We start from the raw sequence: 16,075 nt of genomic DNA on the forward strand, positions 1-16,075 counted from the left end.
CGGCATTCCCGTGGCCGCCGTCCCCCCGTTTGACGTTTATCAGTACGGCCTCCAGGCCACGTATGACCTTGACCTCTGGGGCAAGAACCGCCGCACCGCCGAGGCCGCCGTTGCCGCCGCCGCAGGCTCGCTGGAGGCCCGCCGCGCCGCGCTGCTCAATGTCGAAACCCAGGTCGCCAGCAACTACATCCAGTTACGCGGCACCCAGGCGGTGCTCGCCATCACGCAAAAAAACCTGGATTCGGCCAAACAGCTGGTCAGCCTCACGGTTGAGCGCCAGCAGGCCGGCCTCACCACCGCGCTCGATGTCGCCAACGCCCGCGCCACCGCGGCGCAAATTTCCGCGCAAATCCCCACGCTCACCGCCCAGCGCGACGCGCTGATCAACCAGCTCGGCCTGCTCCTGGGGCAAACCCCCAACAGCTTCCCGCCCGCGCTGCTGGCCGCCACCCCCGTGCCGCTCACCCCGCCCAGCGTGCCGGTTGGCCTCCCGGCCAACCTTCTGCGCCGCCGGCCCGATGTCCGCGAGGCCGAGGACAAGCTCCACACCGCCACCGCCGAGGTCGGCGTCGCCGTGGCGCAGTTCTTCCCTGATTTCTCTCTAACCGGCTCCGTCTCCCTCCAGGCGCTGCAACTCAAAAACCTGAACGGGCTGAGCGCGCTCACCTACGCGGTGGGCCCCACGCTCACCATCCCGCTGTTTGAGGGCGGGCAGCTGCACGGCCAGCTCAAACTCCGCAAGGCACAGCAGAAGGAAGCCGCCATCGGCTACGCCAAAACCGTGCTCACCGCGTTTTATCAGGTGGACAACGCCCTAAGCGCCTACACCCAGGAACACGCGACCCTGGACGCCCTCACCACCGACACGCAGCAAAGCCAGCTCGCCCTCAACCTCGCTGAGGACCAGTACAAACAAGGCTTGGTGGACTACCTCACCGTCCTCACCGCGCAACAGGCGTATCTGACCGCCCAACAGGGCCAGGCCCTCGCGCGCGAAACCCTGGGCACTGACCTGGTAACCCTCTACCAGGCGCTGGGCGGCGGCTGGGAAGGGGATGTCACCACCGGCAATTCATAGAGGGTCACACGGCAAGCTGAACCTGGTTCATCCCAGGTTTAGCTTGTCTCATCATCCTCTTCCTCCAGCCCGAACTGCTGCGCCTCCTCGTCATACTCAAACAATTCCGCATACCGCCCCCAGGCGATCACCGTGCGCAATGTTTCCTCCGCATATTCGGGGGACATATGGTCCTCCAACTCGTCGCGGAAGCGCACGGCTGACGCCCGGTGGTTGGAGCGCTGGTTAATCACCGTGGTAATCGCTGAGATCAGCGGCACATGCGCGCGCAGCTGCGCGGCAAAAATAACCTTGCGGTCCTCGGTCTCCGATTCAGCAAACTTCCGCCCCGTCTCTGTCAGAATCAAATCGCCTTCCTCCAGCACGGCAAACCCCAGCATCCCAAGCGTCTCGCCCAGCGGCAGCAACTCATCGGCCTCATATTGCAGCGCCGCCGCCAGCGCCGGCAAATCCGCCCGCCCGTCATAAGGCGGGTTATGCAGCGTCTCTATCAGGCCGGACATCAAATTCGTGCCCACCGGATGCAGCGGCGTCGCAAACCCCGTCGGCACCGCCGCTGGCGCCGCCTGCACCTCCTTGGGCGCACGGCGCGTCATAATCCCGTATATATCATCCACCAGCTGGCGGAACGCCGGGTCAAACCGGTTGCGCGGATGCGCGAAGGGCACCCGCAGCTCATGCGCCACCCGCCCCGGATTGGAGGAGAACACCAAAATCCGGTCGCACAACAACACCGCCTCCTCAATGTTATGCGTCACAATCAGGATGGATTTCACCGGCAGCTTCTTGTCCATCCACAAATCGATCAAATCGGTCCGCAGCGTCTCCGCCGTCAGCACATCCAGCGCCGAGAACGGCTCATCCATCAGCAGCAGGTCCGGATGCACCACCAGCGCGCGCGCCAGCCCCACCCGCTGGCGCATGCCGCCCGAAAGCTCCTTCGGGTAGGCCGTATCATACCCGCCCAGCCCGATCAGGTCGATCGCCGCCTCCGTGCGCTCCTCGCGCTCATCCTTGCGCACGCCCAGCGCCTCCAGCCCTAGCTCCACGTTTTCCTGCACGGTGAGCCACGGAAACAGCGCGAAACTCTGAAACACCATGGCCACGCCCTCGGCCGGCCCGCGCAACTCCTTGCCGCGCCACTTCACCTCGCCAGCCGTCGGCTTCAGCAACCCCGAGACAATGCGCAGCAACGTGGATTTTCCCGAGCCCGAGCGCCCGAGCAGCCCCACAATCTCGCCTTCCTCCAGCGTCAGCTCCACATCATCCAGCACCACCAAATCCGCACTGGCCTCCTTGTGGTAGGACTGCCGGCAGTTGCGCACAGTCAGCAGCGGGCCTTCATAATTCTGGTCCATGATGCGTTATCCCAGAGTGGTGCGGCGTGTCGCGTAGGCATACAGCGGCCGCCAGAGAATGCGGTTAAATACGATAACAAATACCGACATCACAACAACCCCCAGCACCACGCGCGCCGTATCGCCGTTGTTCGTCGCCTGCGCGATATACGCGCCAAGCCCCTGCGCCACCAGTTTCTTGTTGCCCCAGCTTGCCACCTCGGCCACGATCGAGGCATTCCAAGCCCCGCCCGAGGCCGTGAGCGCCCCGGTGATGAAATACGGCAGAATCCCCGGTATCATCACCTTGCGCCACCACAACCAGCCGCGCACCCGGAAATTCGCCACCGCCTCCTTCATATCCCCCGGAAACGCCGCCGCTCCGGCAATGACGTTGAACAACACATACCATTGCGTGCCGATCAGCATCAGCGGCGAAAGCCAGATGCTCGCGTTCACATGGAAATACACAATCGCGATCACCACCGGCGGAAACAGCAAATTAGCGGGGAAGGCGGCCAAAAACTGTGCAATCGGCTGCGCGATGCGCGTGGCCCCCGGCCGCAGCCCTATCCATACGCCAATCGGCACCCAAACCACCGCCGCCACGCTCATCAGCACAATCACCCGCGTCATCGTATAGGCGCCCATCAGCACCGCGGTTCCCAGATCATGCCATTGCAGCGAGGCCGCGACAAAATCGACAATCCGCCACCCCGCATACGCCGCCACCAGCGCGATCACCCCGAACCACACCCCATCAACAATGCGCGACGGCTCCCGGTTCTCGTCGATCTGCACCCGCACCCCGGCCCCAAGGCGCAGCCGGAACACCGCCTCCAGCGCCGCGCTCACCGCATCGCCGATGGCGCGGAGCACCGCCGTGCGGCGCAGCAGCTTCAGCATCCATGGCTCCGGCGCGGAAACGCTGGCCGTCGTCTCAAAACGAAACTTGCCGGACCACGCCACCAGCGGGCGGAAGATCAACTGATCATAAAGCAAAATCACCACGAGCATCGCCACAATCGCGTAGCCGATCGCCGCCACATTCCGCTGCGCCAGCGCGGTCGCCACATACGAGCCAATGCCCGGCAGCGCGAAGGTGGTGTTGCCCACCGTCACCGCCTCGGAGGCAACCACGAAAAACCACCCGCCGGACATTGAGAGCATGGTGTTCCAGATCAGTCCCGGCATCGCGAAGGGCACATCCAGCCGCCAGAATTTCTGCCACGGCGAGAGCCGGAAGCTGCGCGCCACCTCCTGTAAATCGGTGGGCAGCGTGGTCAGCGCCTGATAAAAGCTGAACGCCATGTTCCAAGCCTGGCTGGTGAAAATCACGAACACCGCCGCCAGCTCCGCGCCCATCACCTGGCCGGGGAACAACGCCATGAAGAACGTCACCGTAAAGGTCAGAAACCCCAAAATCGGCACGGATTGCAGAATATCGAGTATGGGTATCAGCACCATCCCCGCGCGCCGGCTCTTCGCCGCCAGCGTGGCGTAGGTGAAGGTGAAGGTGAATGAGAAGAACAGCGCCGCGAACATCCGCGCCGTGGAGCGCAGCGCATAGTACGGCAAATAGCTGGGGTCGAGATGGATCGGCGTATTCTGTATGGCCGCAATCGGCGTCGCAATGGTCCCGCGCCCCACATCCACCAGGCCGATCAGCAGCCCCATCACCAACAGCAGCGCCACCCCGTCCCAGCGGTTGGGCAACCGGCGTCCGGCCAGGGCAGGGGGGGTATAATTGGTCATCGTGCCGCCTGGCGCTTTAAGGGTTGTTCCGCTGCTCCCCCTTAGCCACGTCGGGCTCTTTTGTCACCCGGGGCGGTGGTTGCGCTTTCATGAACCTCCCCCGGGTTTGGCTCAATCCAATTCAGGCCGAGCGGCAGGTCTTCATCCCCAGCAACCGATACGCCGGGCACCAGCCGATAATCCCGGTCGCCAGCGGCACAACGCCAATATAGCCCCACAACCCCACATAATGCAGCAACGCCGCCGCAATCAGCGCCAGCCCCACCACAATGCGCAAAATCCGGTCAATCCCGCCAACATTCTTGTTCATTTTCAATTCTCCGTGCTGTGCCAAACCAAACACTCCGCAGTATGCGCGCCGGGGTTAACCCCTGGTCCAGGCTTACGTCACGCCACCATTAAATGCCTGTCCGCAACAATCCGCAAGCAATCTCGTAAAATCAGCTTCCCGGGCGGGCAAAACCCCGGTATCATGCTGATAAACCTGGGCAAATCAGCTCGTTGCCGAGAGGATATCGAAATGGCGGCCATCGGATGAACCAATCATATCTCCGCAAAGCGCTGAGCCTCGCCGTCATCACACTCTGCCTCGCCCTCACCATCCCGCCCGCCAAGGCCATGACCAGCCAGGAAGAAGCGCAACTCTTCGCGCAAGCCTCCTCGGGCAAAAATCCCGCGGCGCTCGAATCGCTGCAAGTGGCCGCCAACAATGGCTATGCCGTTGCGCAATTCAACCTGGGCGCCGTATACGCCAATGGCCAGGGTGTGCCGCAGAATTATGCCATTGCTTACGCCCTTTTCAACTTGGCGGCAGTCGGCGACACGAAAGACTCAATAAACCGCGACAGCATCAGCCAGCAAATGACGGAAGCAGCTATTGAATCCGGCCAAAACCTGACCCGCATGATGCAAAGCCTCGGCGTCACAGCGGCAATTAACGCCTATTCAAGCAAATAAACGCGCCTCTCACACCAGCCAGAACCCCCACGCCCAGCCAATTCATTCCACTTCCGTACCAAACCCGCACAAATTGGGGTGCAAGTAAAAAATTAAGTTTTACTAACAGATTATTACGTAACTTTCTTCACAAACGCTCCACGTGAAGCACCCCCTAATGCCCGGTGCTGCCAAACCCGCCAGCCCCGCGCGCCGTCTCGTCCAAATCCTCAACCTCCACCCAAACCGCGCGATAAACCGGCGCCAATACAGCCTGCGCAATCCGCATCCCGCGTGTCACGGTAAAATCCTCCGCCCCCGCATTCAACACGATCACACAAACCTCCCCCCGGTAATCCTCGTCGATCGTGCCTGGAGAATTTGGAATCACGATACCATGCTTCAGCGCCAGCCCCGAGCGCGGACGCACCTGTAGCTCAAACCCCGGCGGCAGCGCGATGGCAAACCCCGTGGGGATCAGCGCCCGCCCGCCCGGCGCAATCCGCACCGGCTCATTCACCGCCGCGAGCAAATCCATCCCCGCCGCGCCCTTGGTCGCATATTCCGGCAGCGCCAGCCCAACGCCATGCGCCAAACGGCGGATTTTCACCTCATACCCGGCACTCATGCAAAAATTTTCCCTATCTTTTCAGCCAGAAGCCCGGCCACTTCCCGCTTGCTCAGCTTCGGCCAGGCCTGCGCGCCCTCATCGCTGAGCAGCAACACCTCGTTTTCCTCGCCGCCCATAATCCCGGTGCCGCCAACATTGTTGGCCACAATCCAGTCACACCCCTTGCGCGCCCGCTTGGCCGCCGCGTATTCCGCCAGATGCTCCGTCTCGGCGGCAAACCCCACCACCAGCCGCGGGCGCAGCGGCCCCGGCGCTGAGAGCTGCGCCAGAATGTCAGGGTTTTCAGCCAGTTGCAGCGCCGGGGGGGCGCCGCCAGCCTTCTTCATCTTCTGCGCCGCCGTGGCCACCCGCCAATCGCCCACCGCCGCCGCGCACACCGCGACATCCGCCGGCAGCGCCGCCTCCACCGCCGCCAGCATCTGCGCCGCCGTTTCCACATGCAGCGTTTGCACCCCCGCCGGGTCCGCGATGCTCACCGGCCCGCTCACCAGCGTCACCCGCGCGCCCAGCGCCGCCAGCGCCGCCGCGATGGCATGGCCCTGCTTGCCCGAGCTGCGGTTGGCGATGTAGCGCACCGGGTCAATCGGCTCATGCGTCGGCCCGGATGTGACGATCGCATGCCTGCCGCTCAGCGGCCCCGCAACCCCAAGCGCCGCCTCAATCGCCGCCAGAATCACCGGCGGCTCCGCCAGCCGCCCCGGCCCAAACTCGCCGCAGGCCATCGGCCCCGAATCGGGTGCCACCACCAGCACCCCGCGTGACTCCAGCCGCGCCATATTCGCCCGCGTCGCCGGATGCTCCCACATGCGCACATTCATCGCAGGCGCCACCAGCACCCGCTTGTCGGTCGCCAACAGCAGCGTGCTGGCCAAATCCCCCGCCAGCCCGGCCGCCATTTTCGCCAGAATATCCGCGCTCGCCGGGGCCACCACCACCAAATCCGCCGAACGGGAGAGCTCAATATGCCCCATCTCGCTCTCATCGGTGAGCGAGAACAAATCCGTGTAGACCTTCTCCCCGGAGAGCGCCTGCAACGCCATCGGGGTGACAAATTTCTCCCCCGCAGGTGTCAGCACGCAACGCACCCCATAACCTGCTTTGCTCAGCAGCCGCACCAGCTCCAGCGCCTTGTAGGCCGCAATCCCGCCGCTGACGATCAGCAGGATGCGTTTCACAGCCGCCACCCCTGGTGAATCGCGGCAATCCCGCCAGAGAGGTTGCGATAGCTCACGCGCTCCAACCCGGCGGTCTCCATCATCGCCTTCAGCGTCTCCTGGTCAGGGAACATGCGGATGCTCTCCGCCAGATACTGGTAGCTATGCGCATCCCTGGCGACGATCTGGCCGATTTTTGGCAGCGCCTGGAACGACCATGCATCATAGAGCTTCTCCAGCCCGGCGATCTGCAGCTTGGAGAACTCCAGCACCAGGAACTTGCCGCCGGGTTTGAGCACCCGCCGCGCCTCGGCGATCACCTTGTCCTTATTGGTGCAGTTGCGCAGGCCAAAGGCCATGGAAACCCGGTCCACCGACGAATCGGGCAGGGAAATTGCCTCGGCATCTGTCACCATGAAGCTGATTTCCCCCAACAGCCCGTTGGCGGTGGCGCGGTCGCGCCCGACAGAGAGCATGGCGGCGTTGATGTCTGACAAAATCGCCGGTCCACCGCCCTTTTTCAGCCAGCCGAAGGTGATGTCCCCGGTGCCCCCTGCCAGGTCCAGCAAGGTGCGGTTGGGCCGTGGGTCCAGCGCTTGGATGAACTCGCGCTTCCACAGCCGGTGCACGCCAAGCGACATCAGATCGTTCATGATGTCGTATTTTCCGGCCACGGAATCAAAAACTTCGCGCACCAGTTCGCGCTTTTTCGCGCGGTCCACTGTGGTGAAGCCAAAATCGACAGTCTCGGGGGTGTTGCTTGTCATGATCCTAGTATAGCCATGTTTGCAAATGCCGGAACTCCCCGAAGTAGAAACCGTGATGCGCGGGCTGGACGCCAGGTTGACTGGCCATGTAATAACACGCGCAAGCTTGCACCGGGCGAACCTGCGCTGGCCGATCCCCCCCGAGCTGCCCAAAACCTTGACCGGCGCGCGCGTGCTGGGGTTTCGCCGCCGGGGCAAGTTCCTGCTGATGCGGCTGGACCGGGGAGTTTCGGTGCTGATCCACCTTGGCATGTCCGGCCGGATGATCTTTGACGCACCGCCCGCCAAACATGAGCATCTGACCCTGGAGATGGACGACGCAACGCGACTCGGCTTTGTCGATCCGCGCCGTTTTGGCGCTCTGGACCTGATCGCCACCAGCGCCGAGGATACCCACAAGCTCCTCTCCGCCATGGGGCCAGAGCCACTGGGGAACGAATTCTCAGGCCCGGTGCTGGCGGCGGCGCTGAAGGGGAAGGCCACCACGATCAAAGCCGCGCTGCTGGACCAGGGAATCGTCGCCGGGATCGGGAATATCTATGCCAGCGAGGCGCTGTTCCGCGCCAGGATTTCGCCACGCCGGCTGGCGGGGAGCTTGAGCAGACCGGCGGCGGAGCGGCTGGCAACGGCGGTGAAGGAAACGCTGCGTGATGCCATCGCCGCCGGGGGATCGAGCTTGCGCGATTATGTTCAGCCAAATGGTGAATTAGGATATTTCCAACATGCCTGGAAAGTTTACGGCCGCGCCGGGGAGCCTTGCGAACGTTGCCCCGGCCCGCCGGATTGCTTGGGAATTAAGCAGATTGTGCAGGCGGGGCGCAGCACATTCTACTGCCCGAAAACCCAGAAGTGATCATTCCGCGGCTAGAATTTTTTCGAGATTACCGACCACCACCTTGTTTCGCCCGCTGGCCTTGGCGCGGTAGAGGCCGTTGTCAGCGGTTTGCACCATGGCCTTCAGCCCTGCTTCAAGGTCTAGCCGCGCCACGCCGATGCTGATGGTGAATTTGCGGTGCGGGAACTCGGAATTTGACACTAGCGCGCGTACCCGTTCGGCGACCAGAATGGCATCTGACAAATCCGTCGCGGGCAGGATAATGGCGAATTCCTCACCGCCGTAACGGGCTAGGAAATCATACGGACGCAAGCTCGTCAGCAGAACCCGCGCCACCGACTGCAAAGCGGTATCGCCTGCCATATGGCCGAAAGTATCGTTATATTGCTTGAACATATCGATATCGACCATCAGCAAGGAGAGCGGCGAACCGGTGCGCCGCGCGCGAGAGACCTCCTCGTTCAACTTCTGGTCGTAGGCGCGGCGGTTGGGGATTCCGGTGAGGGCATCGGTGATGCTCTGCTGGCCGAGCCGGGCATTGGCGGCGGAGAGACCGATGACGGTACGGCGCATGTCCAGCAGTTCCATGATCTGGCGTGCCAGGGTTTGCAAAGCGCTTGTTTGTTCCGGCGAGATGGTGCGGCTGCGCCGGTCAAGCACGCTCAGGGAGCCAAGCACCGCGCCGGTGGGCGCAACCAGCGGCACGGCGGCGTAAAACCTCAGTTTCGCCGGGGCGATGATGTTGGCGGCACCGGCAAAACGCGGGTCCTGCAATATGTCCGCCACGATGATGACCGGCTCCGGCTGGGCGATGGTCAGATCGCAAAAGGCTTGACTGCGCGGCAGGTTCGGGGTTGTTTGCGCGAAGGTGCTGCTGCTGAAGCGCGCCTTGACCCATTGGCGGTCACGGTCAAAAAAAGAGATGAGCGCGACCGGCGTGCCGCAGATGAAGGCCGCGAGGCGCGCGATATCATCATAGGATTTCTCCCGCTCGCTATCCAGGATTTCATAGGCATCCAGCGCTTGCAAGCGGATGGATTCATCATCGTCCAGAACGGGGGCGCTGAATGGCGCATTGGCGGCTCCGGGACGGCGTAAGGCTAAAATTTCATTCACGGCACTAAACCTTTCCGTTGGATAGGCCGATGTTAGGTTCGTAATGATTAAGAAAATATAAAAATATGTGGAGGCTGTTGTTAATGTTAACGCATGTGCCGGCAGCGCATTCAGGGGGCCTGTGCAAACATTTTGGGGTTCATGAAACCGCTGTCCGTGTGCGTGGGCACCTCGCGCCGGTAGCGAGTGAGTAAGGAGGCCCGCCGGGCGAAGCGAATGGCCTCTAAAAAATCAACGGTTTGCAAAAAATCGCCGAGCCAGCTGCACCAATCTAAATAATGACGCGAACTGGCATTCAAAATTTTACCAAAAAACACCGAGGTATGGTCTTCGCCATGCCATTGCCCACTGGTCATGGCTTCGAGATTTCCTGGCTTTGGGCCATGCAAATGCAAAATCGCCGCGTGGTTGGTAAACGGCCAATAGGGCTTATAATTGAAGAGCGGATCAAGATGATCCCATAATCCGTGATAGGCTTCGTTCAGGGCGAACTGATCGTCATAGCGGAGCATATCACCAGATAAGATGCGTTGTTTTATCTGCTCCTCCAACGCCGGATAGGTCGCGCGCATGGCGGGGACATTCAGCAACATGACACCGGAGTTGAAATAATTCCAGTTTTCGGGCAGCATTTCCGGCGCGGCGGCGAAAACCTTCGGGCGCAGCATCGAGAGATCAAACCCCCGCAGGAAAATGATGTCGCAATCGGTGTAGAGAGCAAAGTCATGCTCGCGCTCGATGTCGGGAATTTCAAGGCGCAGCCAATGGCCTATGGAATAGGGCGCAAAGGTGCCGGCGGCCTGCGCCTGGGTGAACATATCCAGAAAGCGCGGCCTGACGGGGACTACGCGCACCCCGTGGCGTTGCATCCATTCCGTAAAACTGCTGGGAGCGCCATGATAAAGCAGAACAGGTTCCAGCCCGCCGATGGCGCGCGCGCTCAAGACCATCAGGCGCGCGAGGGCGCCGGTTTCACCCAGGCCGCCCGCTTCATCGATGGCGAAATACCAGCGCATTATTGGAAGGCTTGCACGGCTTTCAAAACTTCATCAGCGTGGCCTGGAACTTTTACCTTCGGCCAGATGTGCGCGATTTTTCCCTCGGCGTCGACCAGCACGGTCGAACGCTCGATCCCCATGTATTTTTTGCCATACATGGATTTCTCCTGCCATGCGCCATAGGCGGCGATGACGGCGGCTTCGGGATCGGAAGCCAGCGGGAAAGTGAGGCTGAATTTTTCAGCGAATTTCTCGATTGCCTTCATGCTGTCCTTGGAGACGCCGATGACGGTGACGCCGGTTTTGCCAAGCTGGGGCAGCGCTTCCTGGAAGGCGCAGGCCTCCTTGGTGCAGCCCGGGGTATCAGCGCGCGGGTAGAAATACAGCACGAAGGGCTTGCCCCTGAGGCCGGCCAGGCTGACGGTGCGCCCACCCGAGGCGGGGAGGGTGAAATCCGGCGCGGTATCGCCGATGCTGAGGCTCATGAGGAAACTCCCTTGATTATATAGGTTTCGAAACAATTTGTCACATTTTGAGCTGCCTGCGCCATGGTCTCCAGCATGGCCTCCCAACTGGGCGCGCGGGTGGCGCGCAGCAGCGGGATTTGCAGCGCGGGGGGGACGCTCTGGGCGCGGTCCGACAGGCCGGTGATGCGGTTGATGCCCTGCACGCTGCGCCAGAGATGATCAGCGGCGAGGAGGTCTTGCGCGTGCGCCTGCGGCAAGTGCCCGGCCGCGGCCAGGGCGCGCAGGGCGGCGGCGGTGTTGGGGTGGAACAGCACGGGCGCGTGCGGGCCGTGGATGAGTTGCAGCGCGGCGGCGATGAAGTTCAGTTCCAGCATGCCGCCGGGGATTGTTTTGATGTCAAACGGGCCGCGGGGCGGAAGCTCAGCGGCGATGCGATCGCGCATGGAAATGGTGTCGGCGCGGATTTTGGCCGGGGAATCGGGGCGCGAGAGGGCGGTGGTGATCTCGGCCGTGACCTTGGCGGCAAAGCCCGGCGTGGCGGCGAGTACGCGCGCGCGGGTGAGGGCCAGGCGCTCCCAGGTCCAGGCGTCGTTCGCTTGATAGCGGCGGAAGGAGGTGAGCGAGACGGCAACCGGGCCGTGGTTGCCAGAAGGGCGCAGGCGCATGTCCACATGGTAGAGCGGCCCCTCCGGCCCGCGGGCGGTGAGCGCGGTGGTGAGCGCGTTGGCCAGACGCACGAAATAGGGGGTGGGTGCGGTTTCCATCGGGGCGTGATCGTAGATCAGCATCAGGTCGAGGTCAGACCCGGCGAGCATCTCGCCGCTGCCGGCCTTGCCCATGGCGACGACGGCGAAGGCGCCGCGCGGCACCTTGCCGTAGCGGGCCTGATGCTGCGCCAGCACGCGCGGCAGCAGGGCGCCAAGGGCGGCGGCGGCGAGGTTGCTGCGCAGGCGGCCGGAGGAGTCGGCGTCCAGACGGCCCTCCAGCGTGGCGACCGAGAGATGAAACTCCTCGCGCCGGACGAAGTGGCGGGTAAGGGCCACCGCGTCCTCCAGATCGTCCGCGTCGCGCAGCAGGTGGCGCAGCACCGGTTTGGGGGCGGCGAAGCGGGCCGTGGGGGAGAGCAGCGCCTCCAGGGCGTGCGGGTCCTCGGCCAGATGCTCGGCCAGGGCTGGGGCGGCGCCCAGCACGGCGGCCATGCGCCGCAGCACCGCAGGGTTGCGCTGGAAGAGGGAGAGAAGTTGCACCCCGGCGCGCTGGCGGGAGAGCAAAGTGTCAAAATGCGCGAAGACTTTGTCCGGCTCGGGCTGTTCGCCCAGCACGGCGAGCAGCGGAGGCAGGATATTGTCCAGCAGTTCGCGCGCGCGCTCCGAGCGCAGGGCCGGGACCTGGCCGCCAGCCCAGGCGCGTAGTCGCTCGGCGATGTGTTGATCGCCGTTGAAACCAAGGCCGTGTACGCGCGCGGTGAAGGCAGCGGGCGGCGGGCCCTCGGCTCCCGGGTCTATGCGGCTGTGGGGGGAGGCGTCTTCGCCGGCATCGAAAAAGGCCAGGAAGTGACGGTGTACGCGGGCCAGGAGGCGGGGAAAACTGGTGCGGAAGTCAGGCGCGCCAAGGAAGGTGATGAAGGCGGTCAGCGCGTCTTCGGTGGCGGGCAGGGTGTGGGTCTGGCGGTCTGCGACCATTTGCAGCCGGTGTTCCACGCGGCGCAGCACGCGGTAGTCAGCGGCCAGGGTGCGCGCCACGGCGGCGGGCAGGTGGCCGGCCTTCACCAGCGCCGGGAGGGCATCCAGCGTGGCCAGGATGCGCAGTTGCTTGTCCTGCCCGCCCCAGACCAGGCTGAGGGTCTGCACGATGAACTCAATTTCGCGGATGCCGCCCTGGCCGCGTTTGACATCACGCCCCAGGATGCCGGGCCTGTTATGCCCGGCGTCGATCTGGCGCTTCATGTCGTGGATGTCGGAGATGGCCGCGAAGTCCAGGTTCTTGCGCCAGATGAAGGGGCGGATGGCGGCGAGGAAGGCCTCGCCCATGGCGATGTCGCCCGCGATGGGGCGGGCCTTGGAGAAGGCGGCGCGCTCCCATGTGCGGCCCTGGCTCTCGTAATAGGCAAGTGCGGCTGGCAGGGCCATGACCGGCGGGGTGGCGGCAGGGTCTGGGCGCAGGCGCAGATCGACCCGGAAGACGTAGCCGTCAGCGTCGCGGGTGGCGAGCAGGCTGGTGAAGTCGCGCGCGAGGCGGGCCATGATGGGTTGGGCGTCTTCATCATAGACTGGCGATTGCGGGTCGAAGAAGAGCACCAGGTCAATGTCGGACGAGTAGTTGAGTTCGCGCGCGCCGAGTTTGCCGAGCGCCAGCATGGTGAAGCCGGAGTCGCGCTCAGGGTCTTGCGGGTGCGGCAGGGTAATCTGCCCGGCCTCGTGCAGGCTGAGCAGCAGGTGGCGGGTCGCGGCGCGGCAGGCGGCTTCGGCGAATTCGGAGAGCGCGGCGGTGATTTTGGGGAGGTGCCAGAGGCTGCCGATGTCAGCGATGGCGATGGCGAGGGCGGCTTGGCGCTTGGCCTCGCGTAGCTGGGCCGCGAGCTGCCGGCGGCTGGCGGCCAGCGGCAGGGCGCGCAGGTTTTCCAGGGCGTGGGCCAGGGCGGCATCCGGCCCGGATTTGAGCGTGCGGATCAGGCAGTCCGACTCGCGGCAGGCCATATCCGCCAGATAGGGGGCGTTGCCGCCCAGGCAGTTGAGCACCTCGCGCCCGGCGGGGGTGGCCGCGAAGCGGCGCTGGGCAGGGCCGAGGGCAGCGAAATCCTCATGCAGCCGGGCGGCGGCGGCGCGATCAGCCGGGCCAGGAAATTGCGGGTTGTGGGGTAGGGCGTGCATCTGGCAAGCAGCACAAGATGAAATGGCGCGCAGGTCAAGCAGGGCGGATTGTGGGGAAGGCGGTGCATCAGCTCGGCCGTATCGCCATGCTCGCGGCGACGCTGGTGCTGGTGAGTGTTCTGCTGGTCGGGTTCCGGCTCTCGCAAGGGCCGATTCTTCTGCCGGAACTGGCCTCGCGCCTGGCCACGGCGGTCTCGGGCCATGGCATCAGCGTGGAGATGGCCCAGGCGGAACTGACGTGGGCGGGCTACCGGCAAGGTGGCGGGGTGCCGTTTTATCTGCGCCTGGGCAATATCGCCGTGCGCAACGGGCTGGGGGATTTGCTGGTGAGCATCCCCACCGCGCGGCTGGAGCTGATCCCCTCGGCGTTGACGCAGGCGAAGGCGCCGCTGCTGGTGGAGGCGGCGCAGGCGCGGTTCACGGGGTCGAGCGTGCCGGTCTCGCTGCGGGCGGCGATTTGGCCCGGCGCGGCGCTGAATATTGCCCGCGCGCAGGTCGGCGTGACGCTGGGGCCGGGGCATCTGGGCGCCGGGGTGAACAGCCTGCCCATTGATTCCGGCGGCTTCAGCCTGAAAATCACGCCGGGGGCGGCTGAACTCTCCGGCGGTTATCTGGACCTGAGCCGTAGCGGCGCCAGCAAGCCGCGCATGAGCTTCAGCGGCGCGGCAAGCCTGGGCAGCCTGTGGAATATCAGCCTTTCCACCAGCACCGATGCGGTGCAGGCGGGGGATATCGCAACCTACTGGCCGCCGGCGCTGATTCCGCTGACGCGCAAATGGGTGATCCGCAACATCACGGCCGGAACGGCGCGCGATGCCAGTTTTGTGTTCACCCTGGCGGCGCCGCCTGATCTGGGGCGGCTGCGGCTGACGGGCGTGACCGGCAGTTTCGAAGCCCAGGATTTGACCCTGCGCTGGCTCGACGGGGTAACGCCGCTCACCGCCCTGAACGGGCGCATGGTGTTCCAGGATTTGAACAATGCGCTGGTTACCGCGGATTCAGCGCGGCTGGGGGGCATGGTGGTTACCCATGGGCAGATGGCGCTCTCAAACATGAGCGTGCCCGCGCCGACGGCGGGGCAGGTGAATGTGAGCCTTACGGGGAGCGTGGCGGACGCCATTGCCGTGCTCAACGCGCCGCCGCTCAGCCTGCTGCGCCAAGCGCCGCCGCCGCTGGTGCTGGCAACGGGGAATGCTGACGTGGTGGTTACAGCGCGGATCCCCTTCATCAAAAACCTGCGGCTGGAGGATACCGGGCTGCTGGTTACCGCTGATTTGAGCCAGACGGCGTTTGGCTCCGGCGTGCCGGGGTTGGCGTTTTCCCAGGGCAGCGGGCGGCTGGTGGCCACGGCGCAGGGGCTGAGCGCGAAGGCGGCGCTGCAATTTGCCGGGCAGCCGGCAAATCTCGATGTGCAGGTTGGGTTTGCCGGCAAGGGCGGCAGCGAGGACATGACCCTGAGCAGCTTGGCCGGGCCTGTGCTGCTGCGCCGCCTGGGGCTGGACGCCAGCGCGGGCGTGGCCGGAGGTGCGGTGCCCTATAGCTTGCGCATCACCGGCGCGGCCACCGGAGCGCAGACTATGCGCCTGCAGGCGGATCTGACCCCCGCGGTGTTGCGGGTGCCGCATCTGGGCTGGAGCAAGCCCGCCGGGGCGGCGGGGCGGCTGGACCTGACCGGCACCCTGCGCAACGGCCAGTTCGCAGCCCTGAACAGCATCGACGCCACCGCGCCGGGGCTGAACATCCAGGGCCAGGAGCAGAACGGGCAGATGGATTTTTCCACGGCGAACATCGGCCGGACACTGGCAACCGGCGTGTTGCGCCCGCCCACCGCCGCGGATGCCGCCTGGGCCGCCAGTTTCTCCGGCCCGACGCTGGATTTACGCATGCAAGGCGGCAAGGCGGCGCAGCAAGGCAGCGCCGCCAGCGCATTGAGCACAAACGCAGCCGCCAGCGGCCCGTTATGGCGCGCGCAGCTGAATTTTGAGCAGCTGGCCCTGGCCCCGGCCCCGGCGCCGGTGCTCGAGGGGTTCAGCTTCAGCGGCAGCGGGCAGGGCGGCACATTGCAGCAAGGCCAGGGCAGCGCGGGCGGGGCGGCTTTCAGCGTTGCGCCTGTTAGCGCGCGGCGCTGGCA

At 64.4% G+C, this 16,075-nt stretch carries 14 protein-coding genes; 4 read left to right on the forward strand and 10 right to left on the reverse strand.

What is annotated here, in order from left to right:
• Positions 1–1,078 (forward strand): efflux transporter outer membrane subunit (locus HKL97_RS11725; protein ID WP_291425539.1); only part of this gene is annotated, 1,078 nt, incomplete at its 5' end.
• A gap of 38 nt (positions 1,079–1,116) precedes the next feature.
• Here the strand turns inward: HKL97_RS11725 and HKL97_RS11730 are convergent.
• The 3 genes from HKL97_RS11730 to HKL97_RS11740 form a co-directional block, all read right to left on the reverse strand.
• Entirely contained in the window at positions 1,117–2,436 is a 1,320-nt protein-coding gene (locus HKL97_RS11730) for an AAA-associated domain-containing protein (protein WP_291425542.1), read from the reverse strand.
• A gap of 6 nt (positions 2,437–2,442) precedes the next feature.
• Positions 2,443–4,170, reverse strand: coding sequence for an ABC transporter permease subunit (locus HKL97_RS11735; protein ID WP_291425544.1), 1,728 nt, complete (start codon positions 4,168–4,170; stop codon positions 2,443–2,445).
• A gap of 121 nt (positions 4,171–4,291) precedes the next feature.
• Positions 4,292–4,480, reverse strand: a complete 189-nt coding sequence (locus HKL97_RS11740) for a DUF2892 domain-containing protein (RefSeq protein ID WP_291425546.1) — start codon at positions 4,478–4,480, stop codon at positions 4,292–4,294.
• A 308-nt stretch (positions 4,481–4,788) separates the two neighbouring features.
• Between HKL97_RS11740 and HKL97_RS11745 the strand changes: the two genes are divergently transcribed.
• Positions 4,789–5,127 (forward strand): hypothetical protein, encoded by a 339-nt coding sequence (locus HKL97_RS11745; protein ID WP_291425548.1) that lies wholly within the window; start codon positions 4,789–4,791, stop codon positions 5,125–5,127.
• Between the two features lie 154 nt (positions 5,128–5,281).
• On the opposite strand, the gene dut is transcribed toward HKL97_RS11745, so the two are convergent.
• Genes dut through HKL97_RS11760 form a run of 3 tightly spaced genes read right to left on the reverse strand, consistent with a single transcriptional unit; the run spans position 5,282 to position 7,658 of the window.
• A complete protein-coding gene (gene dut, locus HKL97_RS11750) occupies positions 5,282–5,734 on the reverse strand; it encodes a dUTP diphosphatase (protein WP_284256883.1) in 453 nt (150 codons plus the stop codon).
• Positions 5,731–6,912 carry a bifunctional phosphopantothenoylcysteine decarboxylase/phosphopantothenate--cysteine ligase CoaBC gene (coaBC, locus tag HKL97_RS11755; RefSeq protein ID WP_408821079.1) on the reverse strand — a complete coding sequence of 394 codons (1,182 nt, stop codon included), beginning with the start codon at positions 6,910–6,912 and terminating at the stop codon, positions 5,731–5,733. Before coaBC ends, dut begins: the two co-directional genes overlap by 4 nt.
• Positions 6,909–7,658, reverse strand: coding sequence for a class I SAM-dependent methyltransferase (locus HKL97_RS11760; protein ID WP_291425553.1), 750 nt, complete (start codon positions 7,656–7,658; stop codon positions 6,909–6,911). The genes coaBC and HKL97_RS11760 overlap by 4 nt, the downstream gene beginning before the upstream one ends.
• A gap of 25 nt (positions 7,659–7,683) precedes the next feature.
• Here HKL97_RS11760 and mutM point away from each other — a divergent pair, with 25 nt between their 5' ends.
• Positions 7,684–8,511, forward strand: a complete 828-nt coding sequence (gene mutM, locus HKL97_RS11765; RefSeq protein ID WP_291425555.1) for a bifunctional DNA-formamidopyrimidine glycosylase/DNA-(apurinic or apyrimidinic site) lyase — start codon at positions 7,684–7,686, stop codon at positions 8,509–8,511.
• Here the strand turns inward: mutM and HKL97_RS11770 are convergent, their stop codons facing one another.
• The 4 genes from HKL97_RS11770 to HKL97_RS11785 form a co-directional block, all read right to left on the reverse strand.
• Positions 8,512–9,609: a sensor domain-containing diguanylate cyclase gene (locus tag HKL97_RS11770; protein WP_291425557.1), complete on the reverse strand. Its 1,098-nt coding sequence runs from the start codon at positions 9,607–9,609 to the stop codon at positions 8,512–8,514. It lies immediately after the preceding gene.
• Between the two features lie 110 nt (positions 9,610–9,719).
• Positions 9,720–10,553: a hypothetical protein gene (locus HKL97_RS11775; RefSeq protein WP_291425559.1), complete on the reverse strand. Its 834-nt coding sequence runs from the start codon at positions 10,551–10,553 to the stop codon at positions 9,720–9,722.
• Positions 10,554–10,624: 71 nt separating this feature from the next.
• Positions 10,625–11,092: a thioredoxin-dependent thiol peroxidase gene (gene bcp / locus HKL97_RS11780; RefSeq protein WP_291425561.1), complete on the reverse strand. Its 468-nt coding sequence runs from the start codon at positions 11,090–11,092 to the stop codon at positions 10,625–10,627.
• Entirely contained in the window at positions 11,089–13,944 is a 2,856-nt protein-coding gene (locus HKL97_RS11785) for a bifunctional [glutamine synthetase] adenylyltransferase/[glutamine synthetase]-adenylyl-L-tyrosine phosphorylase (RefSeq protein WP_291425563.1), read from the reverse strand. The genes bcp and HKL97_RS11785 overlap by 4 nt, the downstream gene beginning before the upstream one ends.
• 17 nt (positions 13,945–13,961) lie before the next feature.
• Here HKL97_RS11785 and HKL97_RS11790 point away from each other — a divergent pair.
• Positions 13,962–16,075 (forward strand): DUF3971 domain-containing protein (locus HKL97_RS11790; RefSeq protein WP_291425564.1); only part of this gene is annotated, 2,114 nt, incomplete at its 3' end.

The organism is Acidocella sp., from assembly GCF_013044125.1.
Lineage (GTDB): Bacteria > Pseudomonadota > Alphaproteobacteria > Acetobacterales > Acetobacteraceae > Acidocella.